This window comes from Christiangramia gaetbulicola (assembly GCF_003054225.1).
GTDB lineage: Bacteria > Bacteroidota > Bacteroidia > Flavobacteriales > Flavobacteriaceae > Christiangramia > Christiangramia gaetbulicola.
Genome location: NZ_QBKQ01000001.1, coordinates 213,307 through 232,436, shown reverse-complemented (window position 1 = coordinate 232,436; position 19,130 = coordinate 213,307). Strand labels below are relative to the sequence as shown.

The 19,130-nt window shown below is 38.4% G+C and carries 12 protein-coding genes; 4 read left to right on the top strand and 8 right to left on the bottom strand.

What is annotated here, in order from left to right:
• Positions 1-50: 50 nt before the first annotated feature.
• From rpsO to tamL, 4 genes are all read right to left on the bottom strand, one after another.
• Positions 51-320: a 30S ribosomal protein S15 gene (gene rpsO / locus C8P64_RS01075; protein ID WP_108170214.1), complete on the bottom strand. Its 270-nt coding sequence runs from the start codon at positions 318-320 to the stop codon at positions 51-53.
• Between the two features lie 111 nt (positions 321-431).
• Positions 432-1,289 carry an acetyl-CoA carboxylase, carboxyltransferase subunit beta gene (accD, locus tag C8P64_RS01070; RefSeq protein ID WP_108170213.1) on the bottom strand — a complete coding sequence of 286 codons (858 nt, stop codon included), beginning with the start codon at positions 1,287-1,289 and terminating at the stop codon, positions 432-434.
• Positions 1,290-1,369: 80 nt separating this feature from the next.
• Complete coding sequence (fbaA, locus tag C8P64_RS01065; protein ID WP_108170212.1) at positions 1,370-2,437, bottom strand: class II fructose-bisphosphate aldolase; 1,068 nt, start codon at positions 2,435-2,437, stop codon at positions 1,370-1,372.
• Between the two features lie 44 nt (positions 2,438-2,481).
• The gene (tamL, locus tag C8P64_RS01060; RefSeq protein WP_108170211.1) at positions 2,482-5,049 is read right to left on the bottom strand and encodes a translocation and assembly module lipoprotein TamL; all 2,568 of its coding nucleotides are present in this window, start codon (positions 5,047-5,049) and stop codon (positions 2,482-2,484) included.
• A gap of 37 nt (positions 5,050-5,086) precedes the next feature.
• Here tamL and C8P64_RS01055 point away from each other — a divergent pair, with 37 nt between their 5' ends.
• The gene (locus C8P64_RS01055) at positions 5,087-5,827 is read left to right on the top strand and encodes a TrmH family RNA methyltransferase (protein WP_108170210.1); all 741 of its coding nucleotides are present in this window, start codon (positions 5,087-5,089) and stop codon (positions 5,825-5,827) included.
• Here C8P64_RS01055 and porT read toward each other — a convergent pair.
• Positions 5,814-6,521: a type IX secretion/gliding motility protein PorT/SprT gene (porT, locus tag C8P64_RS01050; protein WP_108170209.1), complete on the bottom strand. Its 708-nt coding sequence runs from the start codon at positions 6,519-6,521 to the stop codon at positions 5,814-5,816. The two genes, C8P64_RS01055 and porT, sit on opposite strands and share 14 nt — an antisense overlap.
• 4 nt (positions 6,522-6,525) lie before the next feature.
• On the bottom strand, positions 6,526-7,254 hold the full coding sequence (gene ubiE / locus C8P64_RS01045) for a bifunctional demethylmenaquinone methyltransferase/2-methoxy-6-polyprenyl-1,4-benzoquinol methylase UbiE (RefSeq protein WP_108170208.1): 729 nt from the start codon (positions 7,252-7,254) through the stop codon (positions 6,526-6,528).
• A 133-nt stretch (positions 7,255-7,387) separates the two neighbouring features.
• Between ubiE and trkA the strand changes: the two genes are divergently transcribed.
• Both trkA and C8P64_RS01035 read left to right on the top strand, forming a co-directional pair.
• Positions 7,388-8,737: a Trk system potassium transporter TrkA gene (gene trkA, locus C8P64_RS01040; protein ID WP_108170207.1), complete on the top strand. Its 1,350-nt coding sequence runs from the start codon at positions 7,388-7,390 to the stop codon at positions 8,735-8,737.
• A complete protein-coding gene (locus C8P64_RS01035) occupies positions 8,737-10,233 on the top strand; it encodes a TrkH family potassium uptake protein (protein WP_108170206.1) in 1,497 nt (498 codons plus the stop codon). Before trkA ends, C8P64_RS01035 begins: the two co-directional genes overlap by 1 nt.
• Before the next feature lie 56 nt (positions 10,234-10,289).
• On the opposite strand, the gene C8P64_RS01030 is transcribed toward C8P64_RS01035, so the two are convergent.
• The gene (locus tag C8P64_RS01030; protein WP_108170205.1) at positions 10,290-11,477 is read right to left on the bottom strand and encodes a pyridoxal phosphate-dependent aminotransferase; all 1,188 of its coding nucleotides are present in this window, start codon (positions 11,475-11,477) and stop codon (positions 10,290-10,292) included.
• A 159-nt stretch (positions 11,478-11,636) separates the two neighbouring features.
• On the opposite strand from C8P64_RS01030, the gene rsmG reads away from it, so the two are divergent.
• A complete protein-coding gene (gene rsmG / locus C8P64_RS01025) occupies positions 11,637-12,266 on the top strand; it encodes a 16S rRNA (guanine(527)-N(7))-methyltransferase RsmG (RefSeq protein ID WP_108170204.1) in 630 nt (209 codons plus the stop codon).
• A 1-nt stretch (position 12,267) separates the two neighbouring features.
• Here the strand turns inward: rsmG and C8P64_RS01020 are convergent, their stop codons facing one another.
• Positions 12,268-19,026 carry a LamG-like jellyroll fold domain-containing protein gene (locus C8P64_RS01020; RefSeq protein WP_108170203.1) on the bottom strand — a complete coding sequence of 2,253 codons (6,759 nt, stop codon included), beginning with the start codon at positions 19,024-19,026 and terminating at the stop codon, positions 12,268-12,270.
• Positions 19,027-19,130 lie beyond the last annotated feature (104 nt).

Here is a 19,130-nt window from a genome sequence, read left to right as displayed (position 1 = left end):
CCAGGACAATCTAATATATAAAAAAAGGGGCGCTAATGCGCCCCTGAAAATTATTTTCTTAATCCTAGTTCCTTAACGATGGCACGATACCTCATGATATCCTTCTTCATCAAGTAGTCTAGAAGACTTCTTCTTTTACCAACCAGTCTTACTAGTGAACGCTCTGAGTTAAAATCCTTACGGTTTTTCTTCAGGTGCTCAGAAAGGTGAGCAATTCTGTAAGTGAACAATGCGATCTGTCCTTCAGCTGAACCGGTATCATTCTTTCCTTTACCGTGCTTTTCGAAGATCTCTTCTTTTTTCTCTTTTGCTAAATACATTCCAATATTATTTAAATGATTTTTATGTATTGACAGTTTTTCTGTCAGGCGGCAAAGATACTATTAATTTAAAAATTACCTATCTAAACCGTATTTTTTATTCTATGATTATTAAGCTCTTACCGGTTGATTCTGAATAAGATCCAGGTAAAGGTTTACTTTATTCTTCAATTCAGACCTCTTGGTAATAAAATCTAAAAAGCCTTTTTCTTTTAAGAATTCTGAAGTTTGAAAGTCTTTTGGAAGATCCTTTCCGGTCGTGTCTTTTACCACACGTGGTCCCGCAAATCCTATCAAGGCTCCTGGCTCAGAGATATTGATATCTCCTAACATAGCAAAAGAAGCAGTAGTTCCTCCGGTGGTTGGATCTGTAGCCAAAGAAATGTAAGGTATTCTTGCATCTGCAAGCTGTGCTAATCTAACCGATGTTTTGGCAAGCTGCATTAGAGAAAGTGCAGCTTCCTGCATTCTGGCACCTCCAGATTTAGAAATGATCATGAATGGTATTCTATTCTGCAAAGCATAATCTGCAGCGCGGGAGATTTTTTCACCAACTACAGAACCCATACTTCCACCAATGAATTTAAAATCCATACATGCGATCACGAGGTCTTTACCTTTAGATTTGCCTACCGCACAACGAACCGCATCTTTTAATCCGGTTTTGTCCTGTGCAGCTTTCAGTCTATCGGTATATTTCTTAGTGTCCTCAAAGTTCAAAGGATCTTTAGAGGTCATACCTTTATCAAGTTCCTTATACTTGTTATCATCAAAAAGAATCTTGAAATATTCGTTACTACCTATTCTAACATGATAACCATCTTCCGGGCTCACATAAAAATTGCTTTCCAGCTGTTCGGCATCAACTATTTTTCCGGTAGGGGATTTATACCATAAACCCTTTGGAACATCTTTTTTCTCTTCTGTAGGTGTCTGTATTCCTTTTTGTGTTCTTTTAAACCAAGCCATTTACTTCCAATTTTTATCTTTCGATGATCAACTTTATGGCAATAAAAAACAGCCTTTCCAGAAGAAAGACTGTCGTTTTATTATAATGTATTTACGTTATTTAAATCTTCAAATGCCTTTTTTAACCTTGCTTTAAAGGTTAACTCTCCTTCGCGAACCCATTTTCTAGGATCATAATATTTTTTATTTGGAACATCATCCCCTTCAGGATTTCCAATTTGAGTAGCCAGAAAATCTTTGTTCTTGGCCATATAATCACGAACACCTTCCATATATGCATATTGAAGGTCTGTGTCAATATTCATTTTTATAACTCCGTATCCAATTGCTTCACGAATTTCTTCAACCGTAGAACCACTTCCTCCGTGAAATACGAAATCAATATGATTTTTTTCTACGTTGTATTTTTTGGTAATATATTCCTGAGAATCTTTCAGGATCGTTGGAGTTAGTTTTACGTTTCCAGGCTTATAAACACCGTGTACGTTACCAAATGCAGCTGCAATTGTAAACTGGTCGCTTACTTTGCTAAGTTCTTCATAGGCGTAAGCTACTTCTTCTGGTTGAGTATATAATTTTGAAGAATCAACATCTGTATTGTCAACTCCATCTTCTTCACCTCCGGTAATACCAAGTTCGATCTCCAGGGTCATCCCCATTTTAGACATACGCTCAAGGTATTTTTTGCAGATCTCCATGTTCTCTTCCAGTGGTTCTTCTGAAAGATCGATCATGTGTGAACTATATAATGGCTTTCCAAATTGCTCATAATGCTTTTCACTTGCATCTAATAATCCGTCGATCCACGGTAATAATTTCTTAGCACAGTGGTCTGTATGCATGATTACCGGAACTCCATATAACTTAGCCATTTCATGTACGTGCTTCGCACCGGCAACGCCACCTGCGATAGCAGCCTTTTCATTTTCATTGGAAAGTCCTTTTCCGGCATTAAACTGCGCTCCACCATTCGAAAACTGAATGATAACAGGGGAATTTAATTCTGCCGCTGTTTCTAATACAGCATTCACGCTACTTGAACCTATCACGTTCACTGCAGGAAGAGCAAATCCCTTTTCCTTGGCATAATTAAATATTTCCTGAACTTCTTTTCCTGTGGCAACGCCTGGTTTAATATTGTGACTCATAACTTTTGTTGATTAGGCTTACAAAAATAAGAAAATAAACTGGCTTAAAAAGGATAATTGATTCCTACATTAAATACGGCATTGGAGAAATTGTAGTCCCTGAACCAACGATTTCCTATAGGCTGGGCAGGATCATGGGTTTTGAAGCCAATATCGAATCTCAGAACGAAAAAGTTAAAATCATATCTTAATCCGAAGCCGCTACCTACCGCCAATTCTTTGAGGTCCTCAAGGCCTTCGAAAACAAAGGCTTCATTGGTATTCGAATCTAAAACATTCCAGATGTTCCCCACATCAACGAATAGCGCGCCTTTAAATTCATCAATAATGCCAAATCGGTATTCAGCATTAAAAGCTAGTTTTAAATTAGCTTCATTGAATTCTAAAAGACTTCCGCTACTCCCGGGACCTAGATCATATGCCTGCCAAGCCCTGTTGTCGTTTGGTCCACCAGCGAAAAAGGTTTTGGTGATTGGGATACTATTAGAATTCCCATAGGGAATAGCGATCCCTCCAAAGGCTCTGGCTGCAATAATCTGATCTTGCCCAATATCCCAGTGTTTAATGAAGTCGATCTCTGTTTTAGCATATTGAGAATAAGCTACGCCAATCACCTTATCATTACCCTGTTCGTTTTGCTCATAATTAAAGACACCGGATAAAAGAGAAAGAACATTGCCAGCAGTTTCAATTTTAAACCTGAATCGTGAGAATTCTTTATCGTATAGGCTTTCCCGGGTGTTCCAGAGATAGGTGTAATTAGTGGCAAATATGAGGTTGTTCTCCGTTAACCTCAGTTTTCTTTCATATATATCAAGAACATTAAAAAAATCCTCTTCATCGAGACCGGTATTCGGGAATTCATCTGAGATCACATAATCTATGAATTGATCTGCCTCGTCTGGTATTCCCAGAACAGGAGGATCCTCAGTAGGATCTGCAAACTCAAAATTACTGTCCTGTGCTATGTTGTTAAGTTCTTCAAATGAATTTCTATATACATTAAAATAGTTTTCGGTATTTAAGTTTCTAACATATTGAATGTTTAGAAAATCCAGACTGTTTGAGAGTCTCTTGGAAGGTTTCCAGGCGTAATTTAAGATTCCTGAAAAAGTTTGTTTATCCAGGCCAATATTCCGTTGAGTGCTAAACCCTAAACTCATATTTGTGAAGGGGGACATGTATTTCGGAATTATCTTTTCAGTATTTATAGGCAGAAAAATTCTTGGTAGACTTAATTTCATGTCTGCACCAACTTCGGTTATGTCAAAAAAGCGATTTTCATCTCGGCTCGCCGCGGCATCTGTAGAAGAAGCGATACTTCCCCTTCCGGAAAACTCGAGGTTTTCCAGCCCACCAAAAATGTTCCTTATAAGAAAAGATCCACCAAATCCAATTCCAAACTTCTGAATGTTACTTTGAGAAACATCAAAATCAAAACCTAAGGAATATTTGGGAAGAGGAGTTAGAAAAATATTGGTTACCAGGTCTGTTCTGGTAGTGTCAGCTGCATCCAGGGTGTACTGAATATCTGGATATTTAAAAACTCTTAGTGAATTCAACCGGTTATAAGTACGGGTTCTGTCGGTATCCTTGTAAATTGTTCCGGGTTTTATAAAGATAGCATCACTAATTGCTTCCGGCTTGTAGCGGCTCTTTTCGAAGCTATATAAAGTATAGCCTTCATGCTGAGCACTGTCCGCAATAGGCATATTTCTTTGCGAATATGCATAATCTGTAAAAATATTAACCTTGCTTATCTTATGAATTTTGAAAGGAACTCTGGAAATACTGTCACCTACATTATTTCTTTGATTCTTAATGATCAAGGTAGTATTAACCTTGTGGTTAGTGTTCACTGTATCAGCATCAAAACTTATATATTCCTGATCGAAATTATAAACTCCGTTATTCCGGAAAAGCTGAGATAGCCTATCCCTTTCTTCATTAAAATCTAACGTGTTATACTGTATGCCCGATTTTATTTCACTTTCAGATTTATTCAATTCATAAAGAGAATCTAAAGCTTTGGATGAGATCTCTGTTTTTATAGAATCTACTATATATGGTTCGTGTGGGGTAACGTAGTATTCAACTTTCGCACGTTTTTCTTTATCTTCAAGCGGAATAATTTTATAGTCGGTTTCAACATTAAACCATCCATTATTCCAATACCATGACTGTAATCTGTTTTCAGACTTTTTTGTTTCCTCTGAACTAACCAAGACAGGGGCTTCACCAGTTCGCTTAATCCATTGATTGAATTCTACCCTTGAATTCAAATATTTTTCAAACTGCTTTTTAGAAAGAATATCGATTAGCTTATTTTTCTTTTTTTCGTCTTGCAGATATTTTACGCTTAGAATGCTATCTATGTTGGGGCGGGCGAGATTATAAACATGCAGGCGCAATGGAAAACCCAGGATCCTGGTATTGGGTTCCTGGTACAGGCGGCTATAAATCCTGGGATCCTTCACTTTTTCTCCATTGCTGAAAATCTCATTTTTCACCAATAGATTTTGATCTGGTTCGAGTCTTTTTACGGCGTTACAGCTAATTATTAAGACAAGGGTTAAAAAAAATAATAATATTTTTGCGAAAAGCCGTTTCAAACAGTAGCGTTTATAGGCTCAAAAATACATTTTTTTAATGCTTAGCAAAAGCCAGATCAAGTTAATAAAAAGTCTTTCTCAAAAAAAGTTCAGAAATACTCACGGACTCTTTGTGGTCGAAGGGATCAAAGGGGTTAGGGAGTTCTTAAATTCTGATTTTGAATTGTTTTCAATTTATTCTACCGGTGAGAGATTCAAAGTACAGAAAGATCTTTTAAACCTGATCGATGAACGGGAACTTAAAAAGATAAGTTCTTTAAAAACCCCTCAAAAAGCTCTTGCGGTATTTAAAATTCCAGAGAGTAAAGAAATAGAACTTGGGGGTATAATAGTTGCTTTGGACGGTGTACGCGATCCCGGAAATCTGGGTACTATCATCAGGTTATGTGACTGGTTCGGGATAGAAACTTTAATTTGTTCAAAGGATACCGCAGACTGTTATAATCCTAAAGTAGTCCAGGCGAGCATGGGATCCCTTACTCGAGTCAATATTAAATATTTAGATCTTAAGGAGTTTCTGGTAGGACAAACTGAGATTCCGGTATTGGGAACTAGGCTAGAGGGTGAGAATGTTTATAACTCAATTTTACCAAATCCAGCCATTGTTGTTCTGGGGAATGAGGCAAATGGGATTTCAGAAGAAATAGGTTCACTTCTGGATGGAAAAATTACCATTCCGCAATTTGGAAAAGTTCAGGAAACTGAAAGCTTAAATGTAGCCACGGCAACAGCTATTATTTTAAGTGAATTCCGAAGAAATTCCACTACTGAAAAGTGAAATTGATGAAAATAGCTCTGGAAGACATTTTTTCTACATTTCCAGTGTAAAGACTATTTGGGTCTGCATCTCTAACTAATTCATCATTGATCGCGAAAACTCCCCTTATCGATGGAGAAAGCTTGAAGTAGTATAGATAGAGATCAAGACCAAAACCAATTTCGTAATAATAAGAATTCGTGGTCATTCTGAATTGGCCTGCACTGTTATCGTCTGGATTATTCTCATTACTACTTAAATTTATAGATGTAGAAACTCCACCGACTACAAATGGTCTGAAGTTATTTAGTCTATTGGCATTAAATTTTACCAGAAGTGGAATATGGACGTAGGTGGAACTGATTTCTCTATAGGTATTTGCGTCAGCTCTTAGAGCCTGGAATCCTCTGGTGTTAAAGTTTACACCTGGTTCAAGGCGAAGGTCGAAATTATTATTTAATCTTAAGTTTCCTACCAATCCAACATTGAAACCGGTACGTGTCTCCACTGCGAAGTCTTGCCCAGTCAAGGGACTTGGATTGTAATTTTTATAGTCGAAATTAAAATCATAACTGTTTAGTCCGAGAAAATATCCCCAGGACCAACGCTGCTGATCAAAATTCTGTTGATTTAAAACCCTCTCTCCTGAAAAAATTTGAGCCTGGGCTGTATTTATACATAGAGAAAAAAGGGCAAATACAAGAAGTTTCTTCATATTACTACTTTGAGGCAGTATATATCGTTGATACGCCAAATGTTTGTGGTAAATCTACTACATCTATAAACCCGATTTTGTCTAAAATATTGTTGAAGGTTTTTCCATAAGGGAAATTAGCTGCGCTCTCACTTAAATAAGAATAAGCATCCTTGTCCTTTGAAAATATTTTTCCAACTGCGGGTAAAATTAAATTTGAGTATAAACGGTAGCCTTGCTTGTAGGGAAATTTTGTAGGTACCGAAGTTTCCAATACTACGAAAATACCTCCGGGTTTCAAAACCCGATATATTTCTGCAAGACCTTTTTCAAGATTTTCAAAATTTCTTACTCCAAATGCGACAGTGATCGCATCAAATGAATTTGCTTCAAAAGGAAGATTTTCAGAGTCTCCCTGTACCATTTCGATGCGAGTATCTAGGTTCTTCTTTGCGATTTTTTTTCTACCAACATTCAGCATTCCTTCTGAAAGATCAAGGCCAACAATGCGGGTTGCACTTGTATTTACCATTTGGATCGCCAGATCGCCGGTCCCGGTAGCAATGTCAAGAATACTTTTCGGATTAGTTGCCTCAACTGCAGCAACCACTTTTTTTCTCCATTTTACATCAGTACCCAAAGAGATCACACGGTTCAAGCCGTCGTAATTGCCTGAAATATTATCAAACATTTGCTCAACTTGTTCCTTTTTAGTGAGTTTGGAATCCTTATAAGGGTTTACCTTCTTACTCATAGTGAAAATTTGGGTCAAAGATAACCGATATGCTTAAAAATCATTGACATTCAATAAATATTTATCTTTGTGGCAGTGATTTTTCGTTTCTGTAAAATAACTTAACTTTGCTCTCTCAATTTGAAGCTTATATATGAAAATAATTATCGCCGGTGCAGGTGAAGTAGGATTTCATTTAGCTAAATTACTTTCCTTCGAATCTCAGGATATCACGCTAATTGACCCCAATAGAGATAATCTTGCATATGCAGATACTCACTTGGACATAAGAACTATTAAGGGTGATGCAAGTTCTATAAAAATTCTTAAAGAAGCTCAGGTAAAATATACCGATATGGTTATTAGTGTAACCTCAAGCGAGGCTACAAATATTACCGTTTGTGTTTTAGCTAAGCAATTGGGGGCCAAAAGGACCATTGCCAGGATTTCCAATACAGAATTTCTTGAGAATCAGGGAGAACTTGGCTTTACTCGTTTCGGTATAGATGAGCTGATCTCACCTGAGGCTTTGGCGTCCAGGGAGATCGAATTGTTGCTAAATCAGTCAGCGTTCAACGATAGTTATGAATTCGAAGAAGGAGCTCTTACAATGATAGGAGTTAGTCTTTCCAGAACGGCGACTTTTGTTGGCAAAACAGTTAAGGAAGCGGCGAAAATATTCCCGGAGCTCAATTTTGTTCCAATTGCAATTCAGCGTTTTGGAACCCAATATACTTTGATTCCGAGAGGAGATACTCAATTTAAAGATGGAGACCAGGTTTATTTTGTGACCTTGAAAAATGGTGTAGAGGAACTATATAAGCTTACCGGAAAGATCAAACAGGATATCAAGAATGTAATGATCCTGGGCGGAAGTAAGATTGGAAGAAAAACGGCGCAGGACCTTTGTAGAAATAACTTTAATGTAAAGCTAGTCGAAAAAGATCGTGAAAAGGCTTATGAGTTAGCCGATGAATTGCCCGAAACCCTTATCATAAATGGAGATGGACGCAATGTTGAACTGCTCGAGGAAGAAAATATCCACGATATGGATGCTTTCATTGCGGTGACAGGAAACTCGGAAACAAATATCATGTCCTGTCTGGTTGCTAAATCTAAAAGCGTAAAGAAGACTATTTCCCTGGTGGAAAATATGGATTATTTTCAGTTAAGCCATTCCATAGGAATTGATACACTTATCAACAAAAAATTACTTGCCGCTAATAATATTTTCCGGTATGTGAGAAAAGGCGAGGTTGTAGCAATGACCAAGCTGAATAATATGAATGCCGAATTACTAGAATTTATTGTAAAACCCAAATCACAGGTAAGCAATAAAAAGATCAAAGACCTCGATTTTCCAAGATCAGCGATCATTGGTGGGATTATAAGAAATGGCAAAGGTTTAATCGCTCTCGGGGATTTTCTCATTAAGCCGGGAGACAGGATAGTTGTTTGTTGTTTGCCTCGATCTATCAATAAAGTAGAAAAACTTTTCTTGTAATGCCCAAACTGAATTATCAAATAATTCTACATGTAATGGGCTTGCTGTTGCTTTGCAACGGAGGCTTTATGTTACTTGCAACCTTGGTAAGCTGGTTTTATCAGGATGGTGTAACCCTAGAAATATCAACTGCGGCACTAATTACCTTATTTATTGGTACCCTTTTCATGTTCACAACTAGGGGACATAGTAAAGAAGTAAAAGTACGGGAAGGTTATATCATTGTGACTTTTGGATGGATATTTATGGCCTTGAGTGGGTCCCTGCCTTATGTGATAAGTGAGTCTATTCCCGGTTTTACAAATGCTTTTTTTGAAACCATGTCTGGGTATACCACGACTGGTGCTTCCATTTTAAATGATATTGAATCAATTCCAAAAGGGATTTTATTCTGGAGGAGCCTTACCCACTGGATAGGGGGAATGGGGATTATCGTACTTGCCATAGCCATTCTGCCATTATTGGGAATTGGGGGGATGCAGTTGTTTTCGGCGGAATCACCAGGGCCGAGTGCAGACAAGTTGAAGCCCAGAATCAGGGATACAGCCAAGAGGCTTTGGCTTATTTATGTATCATATACTCTTGCCGAAACAATTTTGCTTTGGGTAGCCGGAATGACTTTTTTTGATGCTATAAATCATGCTTTCAGTACCTTGTCAACTGGCGGATTTTCGACTAAAAATGCCAGTCTGGCCTACTGGAATGATAATCCCATAATCCAATATATCGTCATCATCTTTATGTTATTGGCGGGAAGTAACTTCGTATTAAGTTATTTCGCCTTTAAAGGTAAGATCAGTAAGATTCTTCATGATGATGAATTCAAATGGTATATCATTTTTATCGCTGGATTCACGGCGATCTCCTCCCTAATAGTTTATTTGCAGGCAGATGTAAGTATCTCTTCCATAGACCATCCTATGGTTTGGGGAGAAGGAGAGAGCGCTTTCAGGCATTCCTTATTCCAGGTGCTAACCGTGATAACGACTACAGGATTCGTTTCTGCTGACTATACGATGTGGACTCCATTCCTAACCATTTTGTATTTTGGACTCTTTTTCCTTGGTGGTTCTGCAGGCTCAACTGCGGGTGGTGTTAAGGTAATGCGTCATATTATTATGATCAAGAATGGTATTATAGAATTTAAAAGAACCCTTCATCCAAATGCGATCCTACCGGTTAGATTCAATGGAAAATCTATTAGTAAAGAGATCGTTTTTAATATTCTAGGCTTCTTCATACTATACATGCTTTCTTTTATAATTGGAGCCGTGGTATTAGCGTCTCTTGGACTTGATTTTGAAACTGCCATTGGTGGCGCTGCTTCATCTTTAGGGAATATAGGTCCTGCTTTTGGTGGCTTGAGCCCGGTAAATAACTTTGATATGCTTCCAGATTTCGGGAAATGGTGGACAACATTCTTAATGCTAATAGGGAGACTTGAACTATTTACGGTATTAATAATATTAACTCCTTTCTTCTGGAGAAACAGATAAATAAAAAAACCGGCGATGAGCCGGTTTTTTTATTTCAATCTTTTTGAAAATATAACTTAGGATAGAGCTTTCTTAATTCTCTTCATCGCTTCTGTGATCTGGTCTTCGCTAGCAGCGTAAGAAATTCTTATACATTCTGGGTTTCCGAATGCATCTCCTGTAACGGTAGCCACATTTGCTTCTTCCAATAAGAATAAACTAAAATCTGTTGCATTCAGTATTTTATGCCCTTTGATAGTTTTTCCGAAGAAGGAAGAAACATTAGGGAACACATAGAATGCACCTTCAGGCTCTGTAGTCACAAAACCATCTATTTCATTCATAAGATCAATGATCAACTTTCTTCTATTCTTGAAGGTGTCGATCATATGACTGATCTTACTAACTGGTGCTTCCAGGGCAGTTATAACCGCTCTCTGGGCTATACAATTAGCACCACTGGTAATTTGTCCCTGCATTTTATTACAGGCCCTGGCGATATAAGTAGGAGCGCCAATATATCCAATTCTCCAACCGGTCATGGCAAAAGCTTTAGAGACGCCATTTACAGTTACGGTACGATCATACATGTCTTCAAATTCGGCCATGGAGGCATGATCACCTACAAAATTTATATGTTCGTATATCTCGTCACTTACAATAATAATATCAGGATATTTTTTTAGAACATCTGCTAGTGCCCTAAGCTCCTTTTTGCTGTAGACCATTCCGCTAGGGTTACACGGAGAGCTGTACCAGATCATTTTGGTCTTAGGAGTAATTGCAGCTTCCAGTTGTTCTGGTGTGATCTTGAAATCTGTTTCTACAGAGGTAGGGACTTCTACAGGAACACCTTCAGCTAGCTTTACAATTTCAGCATAACTAACCCAGTAAGGGCAGGGTAGAAGTACTTCATCTCCCGGATTAAGTATAACCATAGCAACGTTGGCCAAAGATTGCTTGGCACCGGTAGAAACCACTATCTGAGATCTATCATAGGTAAGATTGTTGTCTCTTTTGAATTTGTTGATGATAGCATCCTTCAATTCTACGTAGCCGTCTACAGGAGTGTAAGAATTATAATTTTCATTGATCGCCGTAATCGCTGCTTCCTTAATGAAGTCTGGAGTATTAAAATCGGGCTCTCCCAAACTAAGGCCAATAATGTCTTTTCCTTCAGCCTTTAATTCACGCGCCTTCGCTGCCATAGCGAGCGTTTGAGAAGTTGCCATTGAGTTAATGCGATTCGATAATTTTTCCTGCATAATATGATTTTTTTAATGTCTTAGGCTACTGATTTTTTTCGCGTGTCCTTAAATTTCAAAGGAGACAGCTTCAAAGTTAAAATTTTATAATTTGTGCTGTTCAGAATTGGTGGAAAATTAGCAATAAAAAATAACTACTTTTGCACAAAATATTAGGCTTTGGAATTAATTAGAAAATACTTTCCCGATTTATCTGATGATCAAATTTCGAAATTTGAGAAACTGGAGGAACTTTATAAAGATTGGAACCTGAAAATTAATGTAGTCTCTAGAAAAGATATCGATGAGATTTATTTGAGACACGTCCTTCATTCCCTGGGGATTGCTAAGGTTCAGGAATTCAAACCAGGTTCGAAGATTTTGGATGTTGGTACCGGTGGAGGTTTTCCTGGTATTCCGTTGGCTATTTTGTTTCCTGAAACTACTTTTCATCTGGTAGATTCTATTGGAAAAAAGATTAAGGTGGTTGAAGAAGTAAGCGAAGGTTTAGGATTGGAAAATATAAAAACCTTTAATCAGAGAGTCGAAGAACTATCAGGGAACTATGATTTTATTGTTAGCAGAGCAGTAGCGATAATGCCAACATTCGTAAGATGGGTAAAGGGTAAGATAGCGAAGGATAGCCAGCATGACAGAAGGAATGGAATTCTGTATTTAAAAGGAGGAGACCTATCTGAAGAACTCAAAGATTACCGGACTGCGGAAATCTTTGAGCTTTCTAATTTCTTTGAAGAAGATTTTTTCGATACCAAGAAGGTGGTTTACCTTCCAATGAAATACAAAGGTTGATCTATTTTGTAATAATCACCTTTTTTGAATAGATTCTCTCGTCAGAATATACTTTAAATATGTATACAGCAGAACTTAGGTTCTGGTCTATGCTTAATAAAACTAGTTGTTCGGTAGGTATTTCCCCATAGGTTTTGATCTTTTGACCTGACAGGCTGTAAAGTTCTACAAAATCTACCTGCATCAGTTCTGGGTTAAGTAGCGAAATTTCATCTGTTTTTTTCAGGTATTGCAAGTCAAGTAAAGAATCCTCCAGATCAATTCCAGGTGTTTCTTTTTCTGGTTCTTCAGCGTGGGGTTTTCTGAAAACTATTTCATAAAGATCATCAAAATATCCGGATTCTTCAGCATTTGTAGTAAAATCCTCTTTGGATAAATTGTAGTATTCTTCAGTAGAAAGATCTTTCAGATAAATATTGAAACCTGGATAGATGTTTTCTAGTTCATCTATTTTTATGGTGTACTCTCCGGGCTCTGCTATTTTGATCCCTAATTTTAAAACCTGATCGAGATTGAAATCTGGAACTGCTTGTATCACAAATTCGGTTTCATCAACGATCCAGTACATATCTTCTACATTATTCTCAATAAGTGGAGCGTCATATCCAAGATCAAATCCATCTGTCGTGTTGGCATCTGCAGTAGCCAGTATTTGCCTGTGATAACCTTTAGGGGATTCAAACTTGAGTCTTATCTTATATCTGCTGTCTTTTTTATAAGTATTTTGCTCCTGTTCTTTTTTCGATTTTAAATCTTCCTGCGCATGGAAATGTGAATCTGAAGTTGACTCTAGAACAAATGCTCTGTGCTTGTTTTTAAAAGTTATAGAGCTCGGATTGGAAACTCCAATAGTACTAATAAAGAAAGCCTGTCCTACAGGGATATATTTTCCAGGTGGATATTGATCACTTTTATCTCCATTGGAGTTGATTCGTGAATCTACTGAAGAGGCTGAAGCAACTCCTCCTGATAAATTGTATACCGCATAGCCTCCTATGTATTCTGAAAGAAAATGAGTGTTTTCTTCACCAAAATGATCCCAATAGTATATACTGCCATTGAAATCATTCAGGTTATCCTGAATTAGCAGATGACTGTCTATTGCAGAAGGATAAGGATTACCTATCAACAGATTCTGTCCAGCTCCCACATTTACTGTAATGTTTCCATTGTTCGGTTTGCCTCTAAAAGTGTAATTTTGGCGATAATATAATGGCAAATAGCCTTGCGTTCCCTTCATGGAATATCCTATACCCGGTGGAAGTAAATCAGTTTCTCCAAATTGATGCCATTCAGAATAATCATCGGCAGTACCATTAAAACCATCTTCAGGTGTACCGAAGGTATATAGCCAATAGGTACTAATTCTTTTAGCGCCGGAATAAAAACCATCGGCCCAACGAAAAAAGTAATTAAAAATAATTTCTTTAGGGGTCGTTGGATCTGTCCCGTCCAATAGGACTTCTTTAATTTTGAAACCAGAATTATTTGAAGTTCCCTTAAGAGATACAGGAGAGGTCCAGTAATTATAATTAAAACTATTGGCAGTTCCTTGTTGATCGCGATCTAGGTATCCTGAACTGGATTCCTCTAGAGTGCTGTTTTCAGGTTGTACCAACTGAGATTCCCCATTCAGGTCGATTACGCCATTCAATTTCAAGTAATGACTAATGAATAGTGAATTTCCCGTTTCATTGTTCACCGATCCCTGCATATCTAATTTACTCGCTGAATTTGACTCTGAAAGCAAACCTAAGAGAGTGATATCCTTATAATCTGATTTTAAGGTGTGAGAGGTTACTGCGATATTCCAGTTTATTTTTTCATCATTAATTCCGACTGAATTTGGAGCATCCCAAACCTGTGGTCTTTTCCAACTTGTCTTATCAAACCATAATCCATTCTTCGCTGATATGTATGGTAACGGGGCCGTAGTTTCCTGGGTAGTGGTAATATTTATCATTCTACCATTTACCTTGTTTGTCGCTCTGTCTGCGGTATAACCTCCGGTAATTTCTCCAGGTTGTAATCTGTAATATCCCTTAAGATCTGTCCAGGTAATACCTGTAGCATCTATTGGAATAATTTCTCCTCGCACTTTTCCAGCATTCTCAGTAATCCTCTGATTCATTAGAAGTCTTATTTGTTCCTTTTCAAGGGATTTACCCCATAAACGGACTTCTTCCATCCAGCCGTGAAATAGATTTTTAGGATTATTTGGAGAACTGGAATCGTAAACTGCACCTAATAAAAACGGAGCAGTAGTTAATTGAGGGCTGCTTGCACCAGATTTTGTTCCAAGTAAGATTCCATCAACATAAAGATTGGCTGTGGTGCCATCAAATGAAATAGCGACATGATACCATCTGTTGGTGCTCACATTTTTGTCTGTGAAAGAAGTTGCTCCAATACCATTAATTTTAGGAACTCCATTTTCAAGGATCAATTCATATCCAGTACCAGGATTTGAATAATCTCTTTTGGATAAAATGGTTCTTATGCCATCAGTAGATTTTGGTTTTATCCAGGCTTCGAAAGTAAAAGAACCGCTATCGAAACCATAATTGTCTGCAAAATTCACGTGGTCATCCACTCCGTCAAAATCAAGAGTGCTACAGCTGGTAAAGCTTACTTTAACATCGTCAGATTTTCCACAATCCACACTCCACCTTAGGGTGTATGTACCTTGACCGCCAGTGAATGTAGTTTTTGGATCGGTGTCATCGGCAAAACTTCCACCGGAAGGTCCATTTACTATGGCCCATTGTCCAGATATTGCATCTCCGTTTTCATCCAGGTTTTCTGATGCATTTAAAGGGGTTGAACTAAAACCACAGCCGAGAACTTGATCTGGACCGGCATTGGCTATTAATTCTTCTGGCTGTTCTATTGTAAAGCTGGTTGCTATTTCACATCCATTAGCATCAATAATCCTGACTTCGTATGTTCCAGCTGCTAAATTAGTCGCAGTTTGACCAGTTTGACCGTCCTCCCATACATAGATATAGTCTGGAGTACCACCGGTAGCTTCAACAGTTGCACTACCATCAGAACCTCCAAAGCAAGTCACATCTGATTGTGAAGAAGACAAAACTTCTAAGGGATTGCTTGGTTCTGTTATTTCCACCTCTTTAGTAGTGTAGACTTCACCAGTATCTGAATCTGTTACTTTCACCCTGTATTTTCCTGCAGATACTTCGGTAAAAACACCATCTAAAGCAGTTGCCTCTACACTATTTCCTGAAGAATCGATTAGGTCAAAAGAATAATTTCCAGAACCACCTGATGCTCTATAAGTCACCGTCCCGTTGGAAGCTCCGTTACAAAGTAGTTCGTTAGCAAATGCCACAGCAAATAGAGGAGAGCTAACTGTCGCCTCATTGTTCGTAGAAAAACATTTTGGGTTATTTCCGTTCCCTTGTGTTGTACCACAAGCTCTATTATCATTATTCTGAAAAGTTAAATAAATACCTTCAACTTTTACGATATCGCCACAGTCATAATCTATAGAAAAAGTTTGAGCTACCTTAGGTATGTCCTGTTTGTTGAAGAAACAATCAGTCACTTTATAATTATTGATTTCCCCAGTTTCAATATCTTCTACAGAATATATTAACTCTATCTGTAGCGAATATCTAGTAGCTTCAGTAGGAAAATTGATATATATAAACTTTTCATCGACCGTATCACAATTAGCTGAAGTGATCTCATTTTTGGAGCTATCACCAATGAAATAGTTATCTAATCCTAAATCATTAGAACCACAATCATCGGCAAAACAGCCGCCAACATATTGGATAATTCGCTGTTCAAATTCTCTTCCTTCAGAATCTGTTACGGTTAAAATGATCAATTTATCTCCAATATTGTCATAAGTGACATCTGTTGGTCCTACACCAGAACCAGTGGCTGGATTAGCCCTTTCCCCAAAATCCCATGAATAGGTATATGGAGCGGTACCTCCAATAGCAGTTCCATTTTCTACTGAAAAAGTTGAAGTTCTTATTAAATCACCTTCCTTGCAGAGAGAAATAGGTACAATATTCGCGGAAAGTGCATCGACAATTACTACCTGTTCTGTTGCGGTACACCCATTGGAATCTGTAACTGTAACAGTATAAGTTCCTGCTGGAAGGTCCCTGGCTGTTTGACCAGTTTTGTTAATGCTGGTAGGGCCTCCTGTCCAGGCAAAAGAATAACTTGGAGTTCCACCGGAAACCTGAGCGGTAGCGGTACCGGTTGCAGAGCCGAAGGAGGTAGTTTCTGTTGTTAAGAAACCAGTTATCTTTAATTCAGTTGGTTGAGAAACGGTTACTGTTCTTTCTTTAGAACATCCGTTTTCATCAGTTATTATTACCAAATGATTGCCGGGAGCAAGACCGGTAGCGGTTTGTGTGGTTTGACCATTATCCCAAAGATAAGTATATGCTCCAGTTCCTCCCTCTGCAGTTATAGTGGCAGTTCCATTATTCTCACCAAAGCAACCCGAAGTAGTTTGAACATTTGTAATTTCAATGAAGGTATCCGGCTCTTCCACGGTAACAGAAACAGGATCAGATTCGCATCCATTGGAATCGGTTACGGTAACCGTATAGGTTCCAGCCGGCAGGTCGGTTTTTTTAGCGCCAGTACCCAGCGACCCCCAGTCATAAGTAAGTGGAGCGATACCTCCGGTAGCGGTAGCTTCAACTTCTCCTGTAGCAAAACCATTACATAGAACATCAACTTTTGTTGTATTAACAATTACCGGATCAATGGTAATTTCTTGAGAGGCTATAGAAGAGTTCCCTGCACCATCAGTGAATGTCCAGGTTATGGAGTAGGTTCCTGCCGTAGAGTAGGTAGTTGGATCTGAAGTAGTTCCTGTAATTTGACCAGAGCAATTATCGATCGCAACCGGGGCTTCAACCGTATATTCACAACCCCATGTTATATCTTCAATAACCGGAGGTGCCGGAGCCTCATTATCTTGGACAGTTACTGTTTGAATAACCTCATCTGCCGCGTTACCGTTAGCATCTGTAACTGACCACGATATTGTGGTAACACCAACCGGATATGGTTCATCCAGGCCAAGACCATCATCTCTTGTTCCAATTGGAGAGCCTACATTACAATTATCTGTTGCTGTTGCCGGGGCTATACTTAAACCTGCCTCACAAATTCCAGTGTCGTTGGTCGTGTTAATATTATCGCCTGCGGTTAAAACTGGAATTAAATTATCCTCCACAGTAACCGTAGCACTTGCAGTTGCTGAATTTCCATTCCCATCTGTTACGGTTAACTGTACGGTATTAGCTCCCACATCGGAACAGTCAAAACTTGTCTTGTCTGTATCGTAGGTTAGTCCGTTACAGGCATCTGAAGAGCCATTATTTACAGCATTCTCAGCAATTGTTACATTTCCGGTGGCATCTAACTGAACCGTTATATTTTTTGTAATTACTTCTGGAGCAACCTTATCCTCTACAGTAACCGTAGCACTTGCAGTTGCTGAATTTCCATTCCCATCTGTTACGGTCAACTGCACGGTATTAGCTCCCACATTGGAACAGTCAAAACTTGTGATGTCTGTATCGAAAGTAAGTCCGTCGCAGGCATCTGAAGAACCATCGTTCACAGCATCTTCAGCAATGCTTGCATTACCGGTTGCATCTAACTGAACCGTTATATTTCTTGTGATTACTTCAGGTGCAAACTTATCTTCAACTGTAACCGTGGCACTTACAGTTGCTGAATTTCCATTCCCATCTGTTACGGTTAACTGTACGGTATTAGCTCCCACATCGGAACAGTCAAAACTTGTCTTGTCTGTATCGTAGGTTAGTCCGTTACAGGCATCTGAAGAGCCATTATTTACAGCATCCTCAGCAATTGTTACATTTCCGGTGGCATCTAACTGAACCGTTATATTTTTTGTAATTACTTCTGGAGCAACCTTATCCTCTACAGTAACCGTAGCACTTGCAGTTGTTGAATTTCCATTCCCATCTGTAACGGTTAATTGCACGGAATTGGCTCCTACGTCAGAACAATCAAAACTTGTGATGTCTGTATCGTAGGTTAAACCATTACAGGCATCTGAAGAGCCGTTATTTACAGCATCCTCAGCAATTGTTGCATTTCCGGAGGCGTCTAACTGAACCGTTATATTTTTTGTAATTACTTCTGGAGCAACCTTATCCTCTACAGTTACCGTGGCACTTGCAGTTGCTGAGTTTCCATTCCCATCTGTTACGGTTAATTGCACGGAATTGGCTCCTACGTCAGAACAATCAAAACTTGTGATGTCTGTATCGTAGGTAAGTCCGCCGCAGGCGTCTGATGATCCATTGTTTACAGCGTCTTCAGCGATTGTTGCATTACCTGTGGCATCTAACTGAACTGTAATATTTTTTGTTACGACCTGTGGATCAATATTATCTACAAAATTAAGGATAATGGTTTTATTGGAGGAGTTAGAATTAGCATCGGTTACAGTTACTGTATAATCACCTTCGCCTAAATTATTCAGGTCCTGGCTTGTTGAACTATTTACTCCCGGTCCACTCCAGGAATAGGAGTATGGGGTGGTCCCTCCAGATACGCTAATATCTATCGAGCCATCAGAATTATTAGAGCAACTTGGAAAAACTGTATTTGCGGTAATAGAAATTTCCTGCGCAAATAAATTCCCACTTGTCCAAGAGGAAAGTGTAAGAAAAACGAGCGCAAAGGTCAGTACATATTGGATTCGGGGTCCAAAAGTAGTTTTATACATAGGCTACCGATCTAGATTTTCATCGGTAAAAATACATATAAATTGGATAAACGGCATATTTTTGTTAAAAAAATATTATAATAAGCCGCTTTGAATCAATTAAA

Coding starts and splice junctions, on each gene's coding strand:
- accD (WP_108170213.1), bottom strand. CDS start 1,289: ATGGCTTGGTTTAAAAGAACACAAAAAGGAATACAGACACCTACAGAA.
- C8P64_RS01020 (WP_108170203.1), bottom strand. CDS start 19,026: ATGTATAAAACTACTTTTGGACCCCGAATCCAATATGTACTGACCTTT.
- ubiE (WP_108170208.1), bottom strand. CDS start 7,254: ATGAGTAAGAAGGTAAACCCTTATAAGGATTCCAAACTCACTAAAAAG.
- C8P64_RS01055 (WP_108170210.1), top strand. CDS start 5,087: ATGCTTAGCAAAAGCCAGATCAAGTTAATAAAAAGTCTTTCTCAAAAA.
- trkA (WP_108170207.1), top strand. CDS start 7,388: ATGAAAATAATTATCGCCGGTGCAGGTGAAGTAGGATTTCATTTAGCT.
- porT (WP_108170209.1), bottom strand. CDS start 6,521: ATGAAGAAACTTCTTGTATTTGCCCTTTTTTCTCTATGTATAAATACA.
- fbaA (WP_108170212.1), bottom strand. CDS start 2,437: ATGAGTCACAATATTAAACCAGGCGTTGCCACAGGAAAAGAAGTTCAG.
- C8P64_RS01035 (WP_108170206.1), top strand. CDS start 8,737: ATGCCCAAACTGAATTATCAAATAATTCTACATGTAATGGGCTTGCTG.
- rpsO (WP_108170214.1), bottom strand. CDS start 320: ATGTATTTAGCAAAAGAGAAAAAAGAAGAGATCTTCGAAAAGCACGGT.
- C8P64_RS01030 (WP_108170205.1), bottom strand. CDS start 11,477: ATGCAGGAAAAATTATCGAATCGCATTAACTCAATGGCAACTTCTCAA.